Annotated in this window: 14 protein-coding genes; 5 read left to right on the forward strand and 9 right to left on the reverse strand. The window is 49.2% G+C overall.

The features are described 5' to 3' along the window. Positions 1 to 197 precede the first annotated feature (197 nt). A complete protein-coding gene (locus ACXAGC_RS10490; protein WP_474844341.1) occupies positions 198 to 1,175 on the reverse strand; it encodes an NAD(P)H-quinone oxidoreductase in 978 nt (325 codons plus the stop codon). Between the two features lie 133 nt (positions 1,176 to 1,308). Here ACXAGC_RS10490 and ACXAGC_RS10495 point away from each other — a divergent pair, with 133 nt between their 5' ends. Then, on the forward strand, positions 1,309 to 2,502 hold the full coding sequence (locus tag ACXAGC_RS10495; RefSeq protein WP_474844342.1) for a class I SAM-dependent rRNA methyltransferase: 1,194 nt from the start codon (positions 1,309 to 1,311) through the stop codon (positions 2,500 to 2,502). 20 nt (positions 2,503 to 2,522) lie between these two features. Here the strand turns inward: ACXAGC_RS10495 and ACXAGC_RS10500 are convergent, their stop codons facing one another. The 4 genes from ACXAGC_RS10500 to ACXAGC_RS10515 form a co-directional block, all read right to left on the reverse strand. After that, positions 2,523 to 2,825, reverse strand: a complete 303-nt coding sequence (locus ACXAGC_RS10500) for a PilZ domain-containing protein (protein ID WP_119501548.1) — start codon at positions 2,823 to 2,825, stop codon at positions 2,523 to 2,525. A 182-nt stretch (positions 2,826 to 3,007) separates the two neighbouring features. Beyond that, positions 3,008 to 6,940: an ATP-dependent RNA helicase HrpA gene (hrpA, locus tag ACXAGC_RS10505; protein ID WP_474844529.1), complete on the reverse strand. Its 3,933-nt coding sequence runs from the start codon at positions 6,938 to 6,940 to the stop codon at positions 3,008 to 3,010. A gap of 40 nt (positions 6,941 to 6,980) precedes the next feature. After that, positions 6,981 to 8,006: an AraC family transcriptional regulator ligand-binding domain-containing protein gene (locus ACXAGC_RS10510; RefSeq protein WP_474844343.1), complete on the reverse strand. Its 1,026-nt coding sequence runs from the start codon at positions 8,004 to 8,006 to the stop codon at positions 6,981 to 6,983. Further along, positions 8,003 to 8,902: a GGDEF domain-containing protein gene (locus ACXAGC_RS10515; RefSeq protein ID WP_474844344.1), complete on the reverse strand. Its 900-nt coding sequence runs from the start codon at positions 8,900 to 8,902 to the stop codon at positions 8,003 to 8,005. The genes ACXAGC_RS10510 and ACXAGC_RS10515 overlap by 4 nt, the downstream gene beginning before the upstream one ends. 325 nt (positions 8,903 to 9,227) lie before the next feature. Here ACXAGC_RS10515 and ACXAGC_RS10520 point away from each other — a divergent pair, with 325 nt between their 5' ends. Next, a complete protein-coding gene (locus ACXAGC_RS10520) occupies positions 9,228 to 11,921 on the forward strand; it encodes a TonB-dependent receptor (protein WP_474844345.1) in 2,694 nt (897 codons plus the stop codon). An 80-nt stretch (positions 11,922 to 12,001) separates the two neighbouring features. Further along, the gene (locus ACXAGC_RS10525; RefSeq protein ID WP_474844346.1) at positions 12,002 to 13,879 is read left to right on the forward strand and encodes a phytase; all 1,878 of its coding nucleotides are present in this window, start codon (positions 12,002 to 12,004) and stop codon (positions 13,877 to 13,879) included. 88 nt (positions 13,880 to 13,967) lie between these two features. Here ACXAGC_RS10525 and ACXAGC_RS10530 read toward each other — a convergent pair whose 3' ends face one another. Together ACXAGC_RS10530 and ACXAGC_RS10535 are read right to left on the reverse strand one after the other, a co-directional pair. Next, the gene (locus tag ACXAGC_RS10530) at positions 13,968 to 14,390 is read right to left on the reverse strand and encodes a CBS domain-containing protein (RefSeq protein WP_474844347.1); all 423 of its coding nucleotides are present in this window, start codon (positions 14,388 to 14,390) and stop codon (positions 13,968 to 13,970) included. A 99-nt stretch (positions 14,391 to 14,489) separates the two neighbouring features. Then, complete coding sequence (locus tag ACXAGC_RS10535; RefSeq protein ID WP_474844348.1) at positions 14,490 to 15,506, reverse strand: isoaspartyl peptidase/L-asparaginase family protein; 1,017 nt, start codon at positions 15,504 to 15,506, stop codon at positions 14,490 to 14,492. 130 nt (positions 15,507 to 15,636) lie between these two features. Here ACXAGC_RS10535 and sbcB point away from each other — a divergent pair, with 130 nt between their 5' ends. Further along, complete coding sequence (sbcB, locus tag ACXAGC_RS10540; protein ID WP_474844349.1) at positions 15,637 to 17,067, forward strand: exodeoxyribonuclease I; 1,431 nt, start codon at positions 15,637 to 15,639, stop codon at positions 17,065 to 17,067. An 88-nt stretch (positions 17,068 to 17,155) separates the two neighbouring features. Next, on the forward strand, positions 17,156 to 18,817 hold the full coding sequence (locus tag ACXAGC_RS10545) for a DUF342 domain-containing protein (RefSeq protein ID WP_474844350.1): 1,662 nt from the start codon (positions 17,156 to 17,158) through the stop codon (positions 18,815 to 18,817). 28 nt (positions 18,818 to 18,845) lie between these two features. Here the strand turns inward: ACXAGC_RS10545 and ACXAGC_RS10550 are convergent, their stop codons facing one another. Both ACXAGC_RS10550 and ACXAGC_RS10555 read right to left on the reverse strand, forming a co-directional pair. Continuing rightward, the gene (locus ACXAGC_RS10550) at positions 18,846 to 20,240 is read right to left on the reverse strand and encodes a transporter substrate-binding domain-containing protein (RefSeq protein WP_474844351.1); all 1,395 of its coding nucleotides are present in this window, start codon (positions 20,238 to 20,240) and stop codon (positions 18,846 to 18,848) included. A gap of 252 nt (positions 20,241 to 20,492) precedes the next feature. Next, positions 20,493 to 21,026 (reverse strand): PEP-CTERM sorting domain-containing protein, encoded by a 534-nt coding sequence (locus ACXAGC_RS10555; protein WP_474844352.1) that lies wholly within the window; start codon positions 21,024 to 21,026, stop codon positions 20,493 to 20,495. Between the last annotated feature and the right edge of the window lie 25 nt (positions 21,027 to 21,051).

The raw sequence follows: 21,051 nt of genomic DNA on the forward strand, positions 1-21,051 counted from the left end.
GTAAAACCAGGATTGTTTTAACTGAGCCGGGAAGGTTAAATAGCATGGCGAACTGTGAATTTTTATCAGTCCTTTGTCGCGCGCAGTGATGAAGCCGGACTAACACTCGACAATGCGAAACGGGTCATACAATTTTGCCGGGGTGTCTGCCATCGGCAATTGACTAAAAGACACCTGTCAGGTGAACCTCGCCTTCATCACCACTCAACAATGATTTTGCCGCGACTGTCATTGGCTTCAAGGCGGGCATGGGCAGTGGCGACATCTTCAACTGGCAACACGGTATCTACGTTCACTGTGAGCGTGCCGTCGTCGAAGCCCGGCAAGCCGTGTTCGCAGAAATCACGGATCAAATCAGCCTTGTAAGCGTCGCTGCGGTTTCTGAGCGTTGACCCCTGAATGCGGGCGCGTTTGCCCAACATCAATGCCATGTCTAACTTGTCTGCGAAACGCCCTGCCAGCATGGCTAAATAAACGATGTGCCCGTCTTGCGCGAGTACTTTAAGGTTACGGTTCAGGTAATCCCCTGCCACAAAGTCGAGCACAAAGTTTACGCCTTCGGGCCAGGTGTCTTTCAAAACAGCAGCAAAATCCTGTTCTTTATAATTGATGGTCAGGTTCGCGCCCATATCACGACACTGGGCTAATTTATCTTCAGAAGACGCGGTGGTGGCTGTGGCAATGCCCTTCAGTTTGCACAGTTGCAGCGCAGCTAAGCCAACACCGCTGGCACCGGCATGAATAAGGGCGTTATCCTGAGGTTGCAGGTTACCGATGGTGAACAGCGCCTGCCAGGCGGTAAGAAACACCTCCGTGAGCCCTGCCGCGTGTGTCAACGACATGCTCTGTGGCACCGGCATCAGATGACGTGCATTTACTGCTACATATTCAGCGTAACCGCCACCCGCTACCAAACCGCACACCTTGTCACCCGTGTTCCATTGAGTGACATCATCGGCAACCTCAGTCACTATCCCGGAAACTTCCAGTCCGAGAATGTCGCTTTCACCCGGCGGTGGCGGATATTTTCCCTGACGCTGCAAGGTGTCGGCGCGGTTTACTCCGAATGCATGCACTTTAACGAGCACCTGGCCACTGGCGATAACAGGCGTATCCGTTTCACTGATCTTCAAAGATTCAGGCCCCGCGCCCTTGTCAAAATCGATATATCGCATCGCTGTACTCCCTCGTTTGACGATCTGAATTCAAAGATACCTATGGTCGTCACAAATATTCGGTTCAAAAGTCGCGCCGGATAATGAGAAAAGCTATACTGCGCGCCACTTTCATCTAAGGGTTATCATAACAATGTCTGCCACCGTCGTCTTACAACCTCAACGTGATAAATCACTGCGCCGTCGTCATCCCTGGGTTTTTGCCAGTGCCGTTGCCACGGTTAACGGACGTTGCCGCAGCGGAGACACTGTTGATGTAATAAGTGCAGAAGGCGACTGGCTGGGTCGCGGTGCCTGGTCTCCTGAATCCCAGTTACGGGTTCGCATGTGGACCTTTAACAAAGATGAACCGGTAGACAATGGCTTTTTTGTTCGTCGCCTTTCTACTGCCCTCACCCTCCGTGAAAACCTGGTGATAAACGACAACACTAACAGCTATCGCCTCATCGCATCAGAGTCTGACGGATTGCCCGGCGTGACTATAGACGTATACAACACGGTGATTGTTGTGCAACTGTTGAGTGCCGGTGCTGACAAGCAACGTGACAAGATTGTATGGGCATTGAAGAAAGTACTGCCGGGTAAAGATATTTTTGAACGCAGCGATGTGGATGTGCGTGCAAAAGAAGGACTGGAGCCACTGGTGCAGACGCTTCATGGCGACCCAGATCCGGTGGTTACCATTCTGGAGAATGGTATTCAGATTCAGGTAGATATTCGCAACGGCCATAAAACCGGCTTTTACCTTGATCAGCGTGATGCCCGTGCCGCTGCCGGCCGCTATGCAAAAGATAAAGATGTGCTGAACTGTTTCAGCTATACCGGCACGTTTTCATGCTATGCGCTGCAAGGCGGCGCAAAACATGTCACCAATGTGGATGTGTCTGATCCGGCACTTGAGCTTGCGGCAAAGCATCTTGAAATCAATGAGCTCGACAGTGCCCGTTGTGACATGGTGAACGGCGATGTGTTTCAGGTTCTGCGTAAGTATCACGAAGAGCAGCGCCAGTTTGATATGGTGATCCTCGACCCACCCAAATTTGTCGACAGCAAAGCGTCGCTGGGCCGCGCATCACGTGGCTATAAAGACATTAATATGTACGGTATGCATGCGGTGAAATCAGGCGGTTTACTGCTGACGTTCAGTTGCTCAGGGCTGATGCCGGCAGATTTATTTCAGAAGATTGTGGCCGATGCCGCGCTGGATGCCGGCAAGACAATTAAGATTGTTGAACGCCTGACTCAGGCTAAAGACCACCCTGTCATTGGCACGTATCCGGAAGGTTATTACCTGAAGGGTCTGGTGTGTGAAGTAACTGATCTTTAATCAGTTACTTCATTGGTTAGTTACTTCATTTCTGAAATTTCTACACCAATAATACAGCTGGCGTCTGTCTCAGGCACACAGCGAACCACAGTTGCAATGGCCGACAAGGAAGGGATCTGGGAGCTGTTGGAGTCGATAGAAACGTTAACCTGCGTACCCACTTCAATGGATGGCTCTTCAACTTCCAGAGACATGCCTGTGGCACTGATATCTTTACATACTGCCTGATGAGTACGGCTGGATTCTTCGTCGTTAATCTGTACCTGGCAAGGCGAGTTAACCATCATCCTGAAAAAATTACGTTTATCGTCGTATCCTAACATGTCTTACTTCTCCCAACCTCTGGTAGCAACCTCGTAATATACTTCATCACTTATAGGACGACACCCCGGCGATGTCAACTGAGATCGCCGAAGAGTCACCGAAAGTTTGATATGTGGTGTAATATCAGCGTATATCCATCATGCTTTTTTGCGATATCACATACCTTTACGCGACTTTTTTATTAAAAGTTTTCCAGCGCAGTTAAAACTCTTTTTGCTGATACCGGGTAGGCGGTACCCAGTTGCTGGGCAAATAGAGAAACACGCAGTTCCTCAATCATCCAGCGGATCTCAAGCAGCTCAGCAGGTGCCTTACCCTGCGGGTATTTATTGCAGGCTTTATTAAACGCAGTCACCGCTTTTTCAATAGTTTGCTGATGCATCCGGTCTTTGTTCGGATCAATGGGCAGCTTTTCCAGGCGTCGCGCCAGTCCCTTAATGTAGCGGTTCCAGTCCGGCAACCTTCCGCGACCTAAATCCGAGACAAAGCCCGGATAAACCAGTGTAGACAGATGTTGTTTCACATCGCCGAGGGCACTGACCATGTTGAGCGGCACATTGCCCTTCATTTGCTTCTGACACTGGTGTGCGAGAGTAAGCCCCTCTTCCACCTGCCCGGCTATGTCCAGCACCACATCATTAATTTCAGCCCTGACAAAATCGACGCACTGTTTAAAGGTTTCAGCATCACGTATTTCAACATCTTGTGTTTGTTTAAAGGTGTTGGCCAAATCATCAATACCGGCCATTATACAGTCGTCAATGAGCGCTTTGATCTGGCCGAAAGGATTAAAATACAAACCCAGTTTTGCTTTGTTCGGCAATTTACTTTGCAGATAGCTGAGTGGCGACGGCATGGCATTACGGATCAGCACGTTCACGCCGTCCTGATGTTGTTGTTTCGCTTTTTCAGGCTCGTCCACCAGTACTATATCAACTTTATCACCGCGGCGGACCAAAGCGGGAAACGCCTGTACTTCAAAGCCCCCCATCTTTTGCGTAAAGGTTTCCGGCAGCTGTTCAAAATCCCAGCTTTCCAGCCCTTTACGCTCAAGTTCCGGCGTTGCGGCCTTTTCAAAGGTGGCTTTCACCTGCCCCTGACATTGCTTCTTCAATGCTTCAAGATCATCACCACGGGCGATCACCTCACCTTTGTCGTTAACTACAGCAAAGTGCATTTTGAGATGCCGTTCAAGCTGAGACAGCTGCCACTCTTCTTCTTCCACAATAACGCCGGTCATACGGCGCAGTTTGTCAGACAATGCCTGTAAAAGCGGCACCGGCTGACCGTGCTTGTCAAAGGCGCTGATATCTTCAAGGCAGGCTTCTGCATAATTCGGTGCAGGCACAAAATTTTTGCGTAAACGTTTGGGTAAGCTTTTAATCAGGCTGACAATCAATTCGTGTTGTAACCCGGGCACCAGCCAGTCAACCCCCTTATCTGATACCTGATTTAATATGGGCAACGGGATGGTTGCTGTTACCCCGTCATCTTCGGCATTGGGTTCGAAATGGTAACGTAGAGGCAGCGTAATATTGCCCTGCTTCCAGACATCGGGAAAGGCGTTGGCGGTCTTCGCGCCAGGCTGCTGGCGGTAAACATCCTCTTCGCTGAAAGCGAGAATGTTCTTGTCGGATTGTTTTTGCCACCACTTTTTAAACGCAGCTTCGTTATTGACTTCCACCGGTAAACGCTGCGCATAGAAGGCCACCAGCGCTTCTTCGTCCACCATGATGTCCCGGCGCCGGGTTTTCTGCTCAAGCTCATCCACCTGATCAAGCAAGGCCTGGTTATCCGCCAGCACGCTGTTATTCAGTTTGGTATCACCTTCAATTAACGCGTGACGGATAAACAAATCCTGAGACACGTGCGGATCAATCTGACTGTAAACCACAGCTCGCTTCGGGATGATGGGCAAACCGAATAGGGTGACCTTTTCAAAAGCCACCACAGCGCCGCGCTTTTTAGACCAGTGAGGCTCTGAATAACTGGACTGGGTCACATGCTTTGCCAGAGGCTCCACCCATGCCGGGTCAATCTTCGCATTCATGCGGGCAAACAGGCGGGACGTTTCCACCAGCTCTGCCGCCATGATCCACTTGGGTTGTGATTTTGCCAGCCCTGAGCCCGGGAAAATCATAAATTTAGAATTACGGGAGCCGAGATACTCCCGCTCTTTGTCTTTCATGCCCAGGTGCGACAACAAACCGCTGCAAAGCGCCTGATGCACAGACTGAAAATCAGCATCCTGTTTACTGATCCCCAAACCGATTTCCGCTACAGATTTTTTAAGCTGGCTGACAATGTCCTGCCATTCACGCATACGCAGATAATTGATGAACTGCGCCTTACACCACTTTCGCAACTGATTATTAGACAGCGCAGCTTGCTGTTCTCTGAATGACTGCCACAAATTATACAGACTGATAAAGTCTGAGTCTTTGTCACGGTATTCGTTATGTTTTTCATCTGCCTGCTGACGTTTTTCCTGTGGCCGCTCACGGGGATCCTGAATAGATAAACCGGCAGCAATCACCATGACTTCCCGCACCGCATTCGTACGCCCGGCTTCGATGACCATACGGGCATAGCGGGGATCAACCGGTAAGCGGGCAATTTTGCGGCCCATGTCCGTTAACTTTGGCTGGCCTTTACCCCGTTTAATCGCCTGAATTTCTTCAAGCAACCTGAAGCCATCGGTGATATTGCGGCTGTCCGGTGGCTGAACAAACGGAAATGCGCCGATATCCCCCAATCCCAGCGCCAGCATCTGCAGAATGACGGACGCGAGATTAGTACGCAGAATTTCCGGATCGGTAAACGCCGGACGTCCAAGATAATCTTCTTCACTGTATAAACGGATACAAATCCCGTCTGATACCCGCCCGCATCGTCCGGCCCGCTGATTGGCAGACGCCTGAGATACCGGCTCAATAGGCAAGCGCTGCACTTTACTGCGGGCGCTGTAACGTGAAATACGCGCGGTACCCGGGTCAATAACGTATTTAATGCCCGGCACCGTTAACGAGGTTTCCGCTACGTTTGTGGCCAGCACTATGCGCTGGCCACTGTGAGACTGGAAAATACGGTTTTGTTCTGCTGCCGACAATCTGGCGTACAACGGGACGATTTCAGTGTTCCGGTATTGCTGCTTCTGCAGAGCATCCTGGGTATCGCGGATATCCCGCTCACCACTTAAAAACACCAGAATGTCACCGGGCGCTTCCCGTTTAAGCTCATCAACAGCCCGTACAATGGCATCAGTCTGATCGTTGTCATCTTCCCGTTCTTCAGGATCGTGATAACGAATTTCCACCGGATAGGTTCTGCCGCTCACTTCAACAATCGGCGCGTCATTAAAATGTCTGCTGAAACGTTCAGGATCGATGGTCGCAGATGTAATTATAAGCTTAAGTTCGGGGCGCTTATCCAATAGCTGACGTAAATAGCCGAGGAGGAAGTCGATATTAAGACTGCGTTCGTGAGCCTCATCAATAATGATGGTGTCGTACTGATTTAAGAAGCGATCCTGCTGCATCTCCGCCAGCAACATACCGTCGGTCATAAGCTTGACATAGCTGCTGTCGCTGACCTGATCTGAAAAGCGGATTTTGAAACCCACCTTTTCACCTAACGGCGTATTCAGTTCTTCAGCAATACGGCTTGCCACGCTGCGGGCAGCCAGTCGTCTTGGCTGGGTATGGGCAATCATGCCGTCCACGCCCCTGCCCAGTTCAAGGCAAATCTTCGGAAGCTGGGTGGTTTTTCCTGAGCCTGTTTCCCCCGCCACAATGACCACCTGGTGAGAAGCGATGGCCTGTTTGATGTCGTCTTTTTTATCACTGACGGGTAACGGCGGATATTCAATGGCCGGCAAATTCTCCGCCCGCAAAGCACGTTTCGCTTTTGACGCGTCAATGCGCTGCATAACATCACTGATGGCGTCAGCCGCCTGTTCAGACTGAGATTTAATCAACCCGCTGAGTTTTTGAATGCGACGGCGTAAAGGAAAACGATCGGCCAGCATACACAATGACAACTGGTCGTACAATGAAGAAACAGAAGGCGCGGCTGGCTCAGAAGACAAGACTCTTTCCTTACTACTCTGGGACATCGAAAAAGAGGAAGAGTCTACCATAAAGCCGTTATGTTGTTTAACGGCTTCGCAACTCGCCGGGCGTTAAACCTGTCCAGCGTTTTACTGCGCGCCGGAAGTTTGTAAGGTCGGAAATGGCAAGTCGCAAGGCACTCTCTTCGTTAGATAACCGGCAAATTTGTAACAGAAATATAGCCTGTTCCCGCCGTACATCATCAACCAGCGCTGAAAACGTGCAGTGACAAGCTTTTAGTCTTCGCTTCAGTGTGGCCGGGCTGATATCCAGCGCTGAAGCCAGGTCTGTGGCGCAAAGACGATGGTTACGCGTAACTGCATTGCGGATAAAATCCGGCAGCTGTACACCGCTGATTAAGTGCTTTTTATAGTGAGAAACCGATGCTTTCAGCAAATAGGTATCGTAATGCAAAAAAAGCTTCTGTAAGGAGGCGTTATCTACCGCAATGTAAAAACAGGGAGAATCGAAATGCAGGCGCCGTCCGAGGTGCATTTCAAATTCAGCGATATGTCGGGGGCGGGAAAACGGAAAATGAAAACTAAGAGGCAGTCTCTGACCGCACCATTGCTTCGTTAACGCGATGAAGGCGGAACAGACCATGAGTGATGCAGCATCGAACGCTTTATGTTTGCCGGCACTGTCCCGCAGCGTGATCACTATACCCTGTGGCCTTGGGTATACGCCAAACGACACTAACGGCGATATGTGAGATGTAAAGCGACGCAAAATCAGTAAAGCCTGCCTCAGGTTTTTACTGTATCCCATGGCTTTGAGGACACCACTATATTGTGATGTTGCCAGTGCCTGTCCGGCCTGAAAGGCAAAATCCCGCACGCCGGCGTATTTATCTGCATTCAGCACCAGGGCAGCTATCTGTAACGGCGAAAAAGCACGCTCGTGCGTGAGGTCTGTATCGAAAATACCGGTTCCCCGAAGCACCTTGTTTTTATCTGCCCCTTTGGCACACGCCACATTAAGCAGCGTCTGGCAAAACGGCGATGCGCTGATACACCGGGTTTCCGGATTCAACAAAGGCTCTGAAGATAAATGATGACCCGGCTGTTTCATGCTACCTGCGTATCCTGATGATTTAACTGGTCCTGCAGATCTGACAACAACCTGTCGCTGTTATGGTGCGCATCAAACTCTCCAACAGCCGTACGGACAGACTGAAACAAGGCCGTTGTATTGGCGCCACTTTTAAATGCCAGACAATGTACCGACGTTTGAATATCGCCGGCAATCCGGCGGGCATCCGGATGTGCTGTATCAGGCATTAAAATCACGAACCGGTCTCCTGCATAACGGCAAACGAGATCTGACTCACGTACATGCATGACCAGTAAGCGGGCAATTTCCTGCAAAAAACGGTCACCTTCGGCATAACCGTGGGCCTCGTTAAACCGTGAGAAGCCGTTTATGTCTATCATGATTGCACTGCCTCTGCCGCCCTGGTGCTTCAGGTCTGTGAGACGTTCCTGCCAGTAATCCGCCAGATAGAGTTGCGTGACGCTGTCTATCTGCCCATGATTACGTAAAGCCCACTCTCTGCGCTGCAATTGCCTGTTAAGTGCTTTTTGCTCTTCGTGCCAGCCCAGCAATCCGGCTGTCATGATCACCATACCAAAGGCAGCCGGCATAGACTCCAGCATGCTTAACCAGTCTGAAGCTGCGGAGTAAGTGAACATTTCATCCAGAAAATCGAGCAATGCGGTAAATGCAAAACAGTTCAGGCCAGCCACCAGCAAGGTGGTTACCCTTCCGGGTGGCCGGCTGGCAATAGCAGCAATAATCCAGGCAAATGCGAACAGCATAACGCTGCCCTCGCCGGTGACATCCAGCCAGGCAATCTCATCAAATGGCTTTAACTGTCCATGGGAAAAACTTAAATATAATGCAATGCACTGAGCGCCAATACTGGCACCAATGAGATGACTTTGCCGGTAACGATAAACCGCATTCATAACCTGTAAAAACCTTAAATCAGACGGGTGAAATGATGATTTACCCGTTTTATATCTGTGATAACAGGGTCATTTTGGCTCACCAATGTGACAATCCGGTGATCATTTGCTGCGTCAAACTCCCCGCAATTGCGATAACTTCATTAACTTCAATGAGTTAGCTTCGGGTCAAAATGGCTCACCATTTTATTTTTTACAATAATAAATAATAAAATCAGGTATTTATGACAGTCGCTGTCATCATGCGGTCACAAAATTGTCATTAACTCTTTCTAGCGTAGCGGCAAGTCACTTAACACAACGTTATAAATTCAGGAATGCACTCATGCTTCGTCTTTCAAAATTGACCACTCATTGTTTAGCTGCGCTCAGCCTTTCTTCTGCTGCCTTGTCAGTGAATGCCGGAGAAATTGCCGGACAACTGACAAACGACGACAACTCCCGTGTTTTTGCGGGTGCTCAAATCACACTTAAAGAATTGAATCTTGTTACCGAATCACGCAGAGACGGTACCTTCCGCTTTCCTTCCCTGCCCGCAGGTGCTTACACACTTCAGGTTAGCTATCTGGGCGCGCAACCTGTCACAGAAGTGGTTAATGTAACGGAAACAGGCATTGTTTCTCCTGTTATTGCACTGTCTGATAATGGCAAAGCCATCGCCGATATTCTGGTGAAAGGACAACGCAGCGGCCAGGCAAGTGCCATTAACCAGCAGAGGGTTTCTGATCGCATTTCATCCATTGTCTCTGCCGACGCCATTGGTCAGTTCCCGGATCAGAATGCCGCTGAAGCATTACAACGCTTACCGGGTTTGTCGATTGAGCGGGATCAGGGTGAAGGCCGCTTTGTTGGGATCCGCGGTATCGATCCTAACTTAAATAACGTTACCATAAACGGACTTAACATTCCTTCGCCGGAAGCCGGTGTGCGCTCTGTAGCACTGGATGTTATCCCGTCAGAACTAATTCAGACTCTTGAAGTGTCAAAATCGGTCACAGCAGATATGGATGGTGACGCTATCGGTGGTGCCATCGAAGTGAAAAGTGTCAGTGCCTTTGATTACCAGCAGGACACGGCCAAACTTACCATGCAGGCCAGCCACAATGAGCTGGTAGATAAAACGAGCCCGAAATTGTCTGGCAGCCTGACCCACAAGTTTAATGAATCCTTTGGTGTTGCCGCAGCGCTTTCATGGTTTGAACGTGATTTTGGTTCCGACAATATTGAAAGCAACGGCGACGATGAACTGGAACAGCGTGACTATACCATCACCCGTGAGCGTTTAGGTGCTGCGGTCAATTTCGATTTCCGTCCTGACTTCAACAATCAGTATTTCCTGCGAACCCTTTACAGCGAGTTTTCTGACAACGAGTATCGTCAGGCGAATATTTTTACCTTTGATGGCGAAGACTCTGAAATTGCCAGAGAAAGCAAAGACAGATACGAGAAACAAACGATTATGACCGTTGCGGCCGGCGGTGAACATCAACTGGATACCTGGGATATCAACTGGCAGTTGGGTTATGCAAAGTCTGAGGAAGACGAACCTGATGCCCTTTACTACACATTTGTTCAGGATAACGCCAGCATCAGTGCTGACCTCGACACCCGCATTCCGCAGCTCACACAGAATGCAGAAGCCATGCAACTGGCCAACTATGATTTAGACGAAATCAGTTTTGAAGATAACTATACGAAGGATACCGAGACGAGTGCAAAAATTGACTTTGTCCGCGGTATTACCTTAGGCGATTATCAGGGCGAGTTTAAATTTGGTAGCAAATACCGCAGCCGTGAAAAAATAAATACAAGCCAGATATCCATTTATGATGGTGACTTTGATGGCATCACAGGTGAAGGATTTGCAACTGCTGCTCCGGATTGGAATATAGGTGATTTTGGCGACGGACTGGACAGAAACGCATTGCGAAATAATTATAACAGTAACCGCAATAGTCTTGAACTGGCCGAATTGGACTCTGAGGTAGAGTCTAACGGGGCGTCTTATGTAAATAATGAAGATATCTTCGCGGCCTACGCTATGGTAACAGCCAACATTGATGCCCTTCGTGTGGTTGCCGGTTTACGTTATGAGCGCACGGACTTCAGCACTGACGGTATGCGGGTTGAACTGGTTGAAAATGAAGAAACGGACGTTGAAGAAGTGATCAATACCGCCTGGAACGCGGACCGTGACTACGACAACTGGCTTCCAAGTGTGAACCTCAGATACGACCTCAATGATAAAGTCGTGTTGCGCGGCGCATTTACACAAACTATCGCAAGACCTAAGTTTGAAGATGTGGCGGCTTACCAGATCATCGAGAGTAAAACAGAAGAAGACGGCGACAGCTTTGTCACTGAACGGGAAGCCGAAGTGGGTAACCCGCAACTTAAACCGTATGAATCTACCAACATTGACCTGTCTGTTGAGTATTATCCCGGCGCAATCGGTGTGCTCTCTGCCGGTTACTTCTATAAAGACATAGATAATTTTGTCGTATATGCAGACGTAGCCGGTACAGAAGACTGGCAGGGCTATGACGAAGTGGTACAGCCTGTGAATGGTGAGTCTGCCAGCTTACACGGCCTTGAGCTGTCATGGGTGAAAGCTTTTGATAACGGCTTTTTAATGTCAGCGAACGGTACGTTCTCGTCCTCTGATGCCACGACCCTGCTTGACGGTGAAACATTTGAAACCAGCCTGCCCAACCAGTCAGACACGGTGGGTAACCTTACGTTAGGCTACGAAAACAATCTGGTCAGCCTGCGTCTTACTATGACGTACAAGAGCGAGAACCTGGAAGAAATCGATGGCGATATGCTTCGTATGGAAGACGATCACCACCAGCTTGATTTCTCAGGTAAGTATTACATCAATGATGACATGTTGATTTATTTCAACGGCATTAACCTGAGCGACGAGCCTTACTACCACTATTTCGACCAGCGAAACCGCAATGCGCAGTACGAAGAATACGGCCGTACATTTGAACTTGGATTTACCTGGCAAATGTAACCTGCAGGCACCGTGGTGCGGCTGATGCTGCACCTCGATTTTCTTCCCTCATACTGCTAACGATTTCAATGAGATTTAATGTGAAAAAACAACATACTCCCCTCGCCTTTCTGTTTGCCTCTCTGCTTATTGCGCCGGGAAAGGTAGTGGCCGATCCTGCCACCATTGATGCAAAGGCCTTTTCAATTAAAGGTAATCAGTTAACCCCGCTGGTCATTAACAATCAGTTGCATTATCTGGTTACCAGCGAAACCCGGGGCCTGATTCTGACCGGTAAAGATCAGAAAATAATCAGCACACTACCCGGTCACTTCAGTCAATCCGACATTCTGCAGCACAACGGCACGCTGACCGTTGCGGCGCTTAACAACGATACCTATGGTGTTGAACTGTACCGCTACAACACCGGTACTGAAGAGTTTAAAAAACAGCAATCACTACAGGCAGATCTGGCTGATATTGAAGCGCTGTGTTTATCTGTTTCCGGTGAATATCTGACACTGACCACAGCAGACGCCACTGGACAAATGAAGCAGCATTGGCTGGCAGACGACCACTTTGTAGAAATACGAACCGTTAACACCGGCCCGGGCATTAAAAGTTGCCAGGCCGATGTGCAAAACGGCTATGTCTATCTGGCTGATGAAAATACCGGATTGTGGCAATACGACCAACACGCCGAAGCCGGTGATGGCCGCTCCCTAATTCTGACGCAACAGCACGGCGTAAACAGCGAAGGCGTTGAAGGTGTCGGCCAGGCAGCCGGACTGACAGTGTTCGTTTCCCCTGACGCCCCGGTGGTGAATGTTTTCCACAATGACAGCATCAGTGAATTTAAAATAAACGGAGAGCATAAGTGGGAAGCAGTCAGGGCTGCCCCGTTTAACAACAAGACTGTTGTTGGCCTGTATGACGATGACAGCGAAACTTTGTTTACCGCTGTATTACCTGTATCAGCACCGCAAACGGCAATCCGCCGCACACAACCGGCAGACCGGCATTTAACCGCATTCGCAGAAACCGATCCTGTTGCCCGCTTTGGTGATGCCGCTGACGATCCGGCCATCTGGTACAACGACGAAGCACCGGAATCCTCTGTGATAATCGGTACAGACAAAAAGTCCGGGCTGGATTTGTTTGATCTGTCAGGTAAGCGACTTCAACATCTGAATGCAGGCAGGCTAAATAACGTCGATGTGCGGTCCCGCTGGCAGGTAGCCGGACAGGAACTTGCCATTGCCGCAGCGTCAAACCGCACTACCCGCACGGTCGATATATTCCTGCTGGACCCGGCAACCAGAAACGCTGTGCCTGCCGGTAAGCTGCCCTCGCAATTAAACGATCTTTATGGTCTGTGTTTGTATCAACACGCAAACGGTGTTGATGTGCTGGTGAACGATACGGATGGCAGTTACGAGCGGCATCGCCTGTCATTTGAAAACGACAAAGTAACGGGCAAGATAATCGACCGGTTTACTGTTCCTTCACAGCCCGAGGGCTGTGTGGCAGATGATGAAAATGCCATGCTGTATTACGGCGAAGAAGATGCCGGCGTGTGGAAGCGCAGTCTGGATATCAGTAACCCTGAGCCATCACTGATTGCAAAAGCAGAAGGTGCGGTAAAAGACGATATTGAAGGTATGGGCCTGTTTGATGTGGACGGGGAACGTTATCTGATAGTGTCCAGTCAGGGCAATCACCGCTACGCCGTTTACGCCACAACGAATAACCATTTGCTGGGCACGTTTGATATTGTGCCTGATCTTAAAAAAGGCATCGACGGGGTTTCAGAAACAGACGGGCTGGAAACCATGTCTCTGCCCTTCGGTGAAAACCTGCCGGATGGCTTGCTAGTTGTCCAGGATGGACACAACGTGATGCCCTCACAGCAACAAAACTTCAAGCTGGTTTCCGGTTCACTGCTTGCAGAATTTATCCGCCAGCACCGCCGGAAATAACAGCTCACTGCAAAACGGAGAACGAGCCCTTGCTATGGTTAATAACAAGGGTTTCTTCTTTTGGATGTCTGCCGTTGTAAGCGGTAATTTAAACAGCCATTTTGTCGTAACCCGACTGAAGCTGCTTATCAATGGCTTTTAGCACAGCGGCACGGTTTATCACGCCAACGAGTACACCGTCATCGTCGATAACAGGAAAAACCCTCGGGCGTTCGTTAATCAGTCGCTGTGCCACTTCCAGTACAGAATTCCAGGGTTTCACTGCACTGACGGTAGTTTGCATAATGTCTTTCACACGACACACTTGCTCACGATAATAACTCGACTCAATCATCATCTTCAGACAATCCTGTTCGGATAAGAACCCCGTCACCTGCCCCCGCGCATTTTGAACAGCGCCACCGGTCTGGTTATTTGCCAGAAGTCTTTCAACGGCTTCGGCAACGGTCATGTCTTCGGATAATTTCACCGGATGATGATTCATATAATCGCTTACTTGCAAAGATTCCATGTTTAGCCTCCAGTACGTCACCATGACGTGTCGTTACTTTCAGCCTAGACCCTCCGTGGCCCGGACGCGAATAATTTCAGCCGGATTTGTACATAATTTTTACAATGTTTCCCACTGCTCAAAAATGCCCACGGAAAGGACGCCTTTTCCGTCAATTTTTGCTCTGTACATGCCCGCTGAGTTAAACGGTGCTGCAATGTTGCCTTTTTTATCAATGGCAATAATGCCGCCGTCACCGCCCAACGGTTTGAGCACATCAAAAATAACTGTATCAGACGCCTCTTTTAACGTTGTGCCCTGATATTTCATACGGGTACAAATATCTGCTGCAACATGATAACGGATGAAAAACTCACCATGCCCCGTCGCCGACACCGCACAGCTGTTGTTGTCAGCCCAGGTACCGGCCCCAATCACAGGCGAATCGCCGATGCGGCCATAACGCTTGGCAGTCATACCGCCGGTTGAAGTGCCTGCTACCAGATTGCCTTCGCTGTCGAGCACAACCGCGCCCACTGTACCGAAACGTTCATTGCCTTTCTGACCGCCGTACAAACCTGCACTTTCCATACGGGCTTTTACTTTTTTGAGTGATTCAAGGCGTCTTTCAGTGTTAAAGATGTGGTTATCCACCAGCGTCAGCCCCTGCTCTTCTGCAAAAGCTTCTGCCCCTTCACCGGATAGCATGACATGGGGAGATAAGTGCATGACGGCCGATGCTGCAGCGATTGGACTCCGGATGGTTTTTACGCCCGCCACCGCACCGGCGTTATGGGTGCCGCCGTGCATTAGTGAGGCATCCAGTTCGTGTTCACCTTCCCAGGTATACACTGCCCCGATGCCGGCATTAAACAACGGTGAGGTTTCCAGAATTTGGATGGCAGCAATTACTGCCTTTTCACCGGGTTCGCCCTGCTCAAGCAAAGCGTAGCCTGCTTTTGCCGCCTCGCTGAGGGTATCTTTGTAGGCTTTTTCCAGTTCCGGCGTGAAATTCTTCTGTAAAATGGTTCCGGCGCCGCCGTGGATAACGATTGCCACCGGTTTTTCTTCAGCCGCCACTACCTGCGAACTTAATGTCAGAGCGCCGCATATCACAGCTGCGAGAAACGTTTTCATTCCTTTTCCTTATTGTTGTTCATGTTTTACATCGTCCGGAGGATCAGTTCATCAGCCGCAAACTGGCTTGCACCCTGCTGCGCTGGTATAGTGCCCCGCGTAACGTTTTTCTAATGGATTTTATTTACCAATGACACAATATGCGCCATCAATGCTATGGCACGATTACGAGACCTGGGGCGCTAACCCGCTCAAAGATACCCCTTCTCAATTTGCTGCCATCCGTACCGATGCAGAATTAAATGTTATTGGAAAGCCCGTTAATATCATGGCGCAAATTGCCAATGATGTGTTGCCCCACCCTCAGGCTTGCCTGATCACCGGCATCACACCACAGCAATCACTGCGTGACGGTATGATTGAGGCTGATTTCGCCAGACGTATCCATGAAGAAATGAGCCAGCCCAACACCTGCGTGGTTGGTTATAACAGTATTCGCTTTGATGATGAAGTCAGCCGCACCCTCTTTTATCGCAACTTTTATGACCCTTATGGCAGAGAGTGGCGAAACGGCAATTCCCGCTGGGATATTATTGATCTTGCCAGGGCCTGCTATGCCCTGCGCCCAGAGGGTATTAACTGGCCGGTGAGAGACGATGGTACACCGGTATTCAAATTAGAAGAACTGGCCAAAGCCAATGAACTGGAACATAGTCAGGCTCACGATGCACTTTCGGATGTCCGCGCTACTATCGCGCTGGCAAAATTGATACGGCAACATCAACCAAAACTTTATGACTATGCGTTTTCATTGCGCAGTAAACATGCCGTATTAAAGCAGATTAATCTGCAGCAGCCTTCTGTGCTGTTGCATATTTCGTCTAAAATTCCCGCCAGTCAGGGTTGTTGTACCTGGGTAATGCCAATTGCCATGCACCCCGTTAACAGTAATGCCATTATCGCCGTCGATTTGTCTCAGCCCATAGAACCGCTGTTAAACGATGATGCAGATACCATCCGGGAAAAGCTGTATACACCAGCTTCAGAGCTGGGGGATGAACCCCGTCCCGGTCTAAAGCTTATTCACATCAACCGGTCGCCTTTTGTCACCACGGCAAAAGCCATGACGGAAGAAAATGCTGAACGGCTGGGGCTGAACAGAGAGCAGTGCCTGGAAAATTACAAGCGTTTAGCGGCCAGCGATATCACACAAAAGTTGTCTGATGTGTATAACACGCCTCATGATGACGCTGATAATGACGCCGATCATTCCCTTTACAGTGGTGGGTTTTTGTCAGATGAAGAGCGCCGCTGGTGTGAGCAGGTGCATGCCAGCGCACCGGAAGCGCTTGACCGGCTGGCATCACAAACACAGAACCAGACCTTAAAAACCCTGCTGTTCCGTTATCGCGCGCGAAACTACCCATACACGCTGAATGCTGATGAAATGCACCGCTGGCAGGCACACAGACAATACAGGCTGACTGATAAAGATTCGCCCGCCACGGTTACCCTCGAACTGTTTATGATGGAACTGGAAACGCTGGCGCATGAGCATCAGAACGATCCGAACAGACAAGCTATACTCAGGGCGCTATATCAATACGCTCAAAACCTTTGACCTCATCGCAACTGTCACTATAAAGTAGACTAAAGACGTAGTAGCAGTTTGCCGATATGGTATTGGCGTAGTCTCATGGAACATGAAGATGAAAGGTATTTCTTTCAGTTACAACAGCGATACTCAGTTTGTCACCCTTAGCTTACTTCCTGCCGAAATGGAAAAGGAAGCAGATCTGAGCACAATTAAATCTGAATTAGCCAGTGGTGCTTACAGCGATTTTTATCTTTCAGAAAAAGCCCTGAAATCAGCCTGTGACAAAGCAAACCTCTATCATAAAACCGGCGACAATACGCCGGTTACCGCAGACATTGCTGAATTGCGTCATGCAGAAGTCGACTTTGTTGTCAGTGAAGACAACATGCACGCCACTTTGCGGCTTACCGCTCCCTACGGCGGCAGAATGCCTAATGCTATTACTATCCGTAACCTCGCCTGGAAACAGCGCATACGACGTGGCGTGGGCATGCGCCACATCAATATGCTATTAAAAGAAGCGGAAAAAGCAGAACCTGGCCAGGTGCTCAATGCTGTAGTGGCCAGGGGACTCCCTCCCAGAAACGGAAAGGGTTCAAGATTTATTCCGCTGGTCCCGAACGCACTTGAGCGGGTCCTCAAGCCTCAGACCAGTGACGGCGAAAAAGCGGATCTCCGGAATCTTGGCGACGTCATCTGTGTGAAAACCGGCACACCGGTAGTGCGCAGAACAGCACCGACTCAAGGCCGTAAAGGCTATGACGTTAAAGACACGGTACTTTACCCCAAGCCCGGTGAATGGCTGGAATTTAAAATGGGTTCCGGTACCGCCGTCAGTAATGAAGATGAGAACATGCTGGTGGCGACGATTTCCGGGATGCCGAAATACCATGAACACCGCATGAATATTGACGACACCTTTATCTGCAATGGTGTCAATGTGGGCAGCGGACATGTCACCTATGACGGTGCTGTTCTGGTGAATGGTGATGTTGCAGAGAAAATGAAAATCAAAGCAACCAAAGACATCACGATTAACGGCTTTGTTGAATCTGCAATCATTGAAGCCGGCGGCGATATCATCATCACTGAAGGTGCAATGGGTAAGGTTACCGATAACGCTGAAGGTTATGCATGCACGCTTATCGCAGGGGGCAGCATTCACGTTCAGCATGGCCAGGGGCTGGATATTATTGCCGGTAAGAATATTACCGTGGGCAGACAAATGGCCTACAGCCGCCTGAAGGCCGGTGGTTCTCTCACTGTAGGAAACATATCCAAACCAATGGGTAATCTGTTTGCCTGTGAAATTGTGTGCGAAGACAAAGTTGAAGCCGGCACACTGGGCGCGATTTCAGGCAGTACGCTGAAAGTTGATTTTACTGCGGGGATGAGTGCATTGATGGAGCGTAAAGAAACCATTGATGAACTGCTACGCCAGCTACGGGAGAATAACTCCCGCCACCGCGAGAAACTGGAGGTCATCTCCGGTCGTACCATCCATAAAGATTTAAAGCACAAAATAACCGAAGCAAAATCTCTTCTGAATAATGAAACAGCGTTATTAAACTGGCTGGAACTGAAAGCGTCGGAACTGAAAAAGCTGAAAACGCAATATGAAAACCGTATTCAGTTAAAGGCCAACAAACGAATTTACGCCGGCGTATCAGCCAAACTGAATAACCGTAACTGGCGCTCAGAACGGGAATACGAACGCTGCAAAATCCGCTATGAAGGCCATCAGTGGCACTATGAGCCGGATACCTCCGGCTAAGCCTCTGCCGGCCTTACTCTACCAAAACCTACTCTGCCAACGCGACTACGTTGCCGCCCTGACGACGGGAAGCACTGAGAGCTCTGTTAAGGTCGTCGTTCCATTCGGAATAACGTTGGCCGCTCTGCAGTTCAGCCACTCCTGTGATAAAAATGATTGTAGGATCTGCTTCTGCTTTCAGACACTCAAGTAAACGGTTCGCCAGGCTGTCGCCTGCCGCAAGGTTCGTTTGCGGTGATAAAATCATAAACTTATCAGGTTCGCACCTTGCCGTAATATCCACATCTCTTACTGTGGTTAAGCAAGCACTGGTGAGTCGTTTACATAGACTGTCTGTGTGTGCTCCTGCCCTGAGTTTATTACCGTTCTCAGTAATTTCAATTGCAATCAGTGTGCAGGGAGTCTGGAAACGCAAATGCCTTGAGATCTCTTCTTCAGCCTTTTGCATGAAATAATTGCGGTTGTATAAGCCGGTTACTTCATCCCGCGTGGATAAAAACTCCAGTGTACGGTTCTTTTCAAGTAACGAAGACTGCAAGCTTTCAATTTCATCGTTTTTCTGGCTGATTTGGCGCTGGTAACTGCTAATTACCCGTTTTCGCCAGGCGGCTACAGCAACAAGTGCAATAGCGATAAACACGATACCGAGCACAAACCCATACCGGCTCTGCTTTACCTGACGAACAGCATTCCAGCGTTTATAAATATCAACTTTACGGGATTCAGGTATAGACGAAATCGCCTTATTCAGTAAAGGAACCAGTTCGGCATGATTCTTATTCACACCGAAAGAAAGCATATCAAAGGGCTCGGCAAAACCGACAATTTGCAGATCTGAAAAGTCGTGAGCATTAATTGCAGAATAAACGCCCATCAGTGAACCCACCATCAAATCGATATCACCTTTAGATAGCTTCTGTAACCCGCTCACCTCAGAATCAACATATTCCGTAAGCAAATCAGGATAGTAGCGGGCAAGGTATTCCGCATGCCTGAAACCGCTGACCACACCGACGATACGATTGCCGACACCTTCAAACCCCTGAACCATAGGCGTACCGTTACGGCCTACCAGTACGTTAGGTACTTCTATATACGGGGTAGAAAAGTCCAAAAAATGGCTTCTTGAGGGTGTACGGTTGATCATTGTCGTCACCATACACGCGCCGGACTCTACAGCCGCAAGCGAATCCTGCCAGCTCTCCGTGGGGATGAGTTCGAACTTGAGATGAGAGAGCTTACTGATAACATCGATATAATCTGCGGAGATCCCAATATGTTTGCCGTTACGCATGGCTTCATAAGGCATCCAGTCGGGATCGATACAGTAGGTTACGACCTGTTCTCCGGCAGCATAGGCCACCGGCACTTTGCAGGCTAAAGCGGCCAGCGCAAGAAACAGGAATAAATACCGTTTTGGCAAACAAACAACCTCGGGGAAAAGAAAAACTACCGCTGGCAAACTCACTGAACGCCAACGGGTACAGGTTAACGACTTATTCTTAATAAGGAAAGTACCGGAACAAAGATCATAGTATCTCCCGGCATATACAAGTGATGCAACGGTTGCACCGGAACGACCTGCTTAACGGACTGAGCAGATAAAGTGGAGAAGTTTCATGAGGAATAAAAAAAGGCCTTCACCGGGAAGACCTTAATCATAGCGGTAAACTGCTTACGCGCGACGACGGCGCACCATCATGCCACCGAATGCCAGAGCAAACAGTGCCAGCACTGAAGGTTCAGACAGACTTACTGAGTTAACAACCATTACGTCATCTTCAAATGCTTCTAACTGATAATCGCCGGCAAAGAAGATAGATACGTAATTGTCAATTGTGGAGAATGCATCGTAAAAAACGTTGTAAAACCAGGGGAAGTCATCCTCTGCATCTACATATAAAAATTCAACGCCAGCGAAGATATTATCTACATCGACAACAGCTTCGAAATCGTTCAAAACCGGGTTCCAGCCGTCTGCCAGAGGGATATAGAAATCAACCAGGTTAAACGCCAGGCCATCATAAGTGCTGATTGCACCCATGCCTGAATTGATCAGGCTGTTATCCAGTTCGAGGTCATAAGAAATGATTTCAAGACCACCAACATATACAGACTGAGAGATAATTGCAGCCTGACTTTGCGCTGCAAACATCATTGAACAACAAGCCAGTACGGCTGCGCTAAAGAGTGCTTTTAGTTTTTTCATGTTACTTCTGCCTTTTTTAATGTGA

The organism is Alteromonas sp. AWJ4_197 (genome assembly GCF_056160285.1).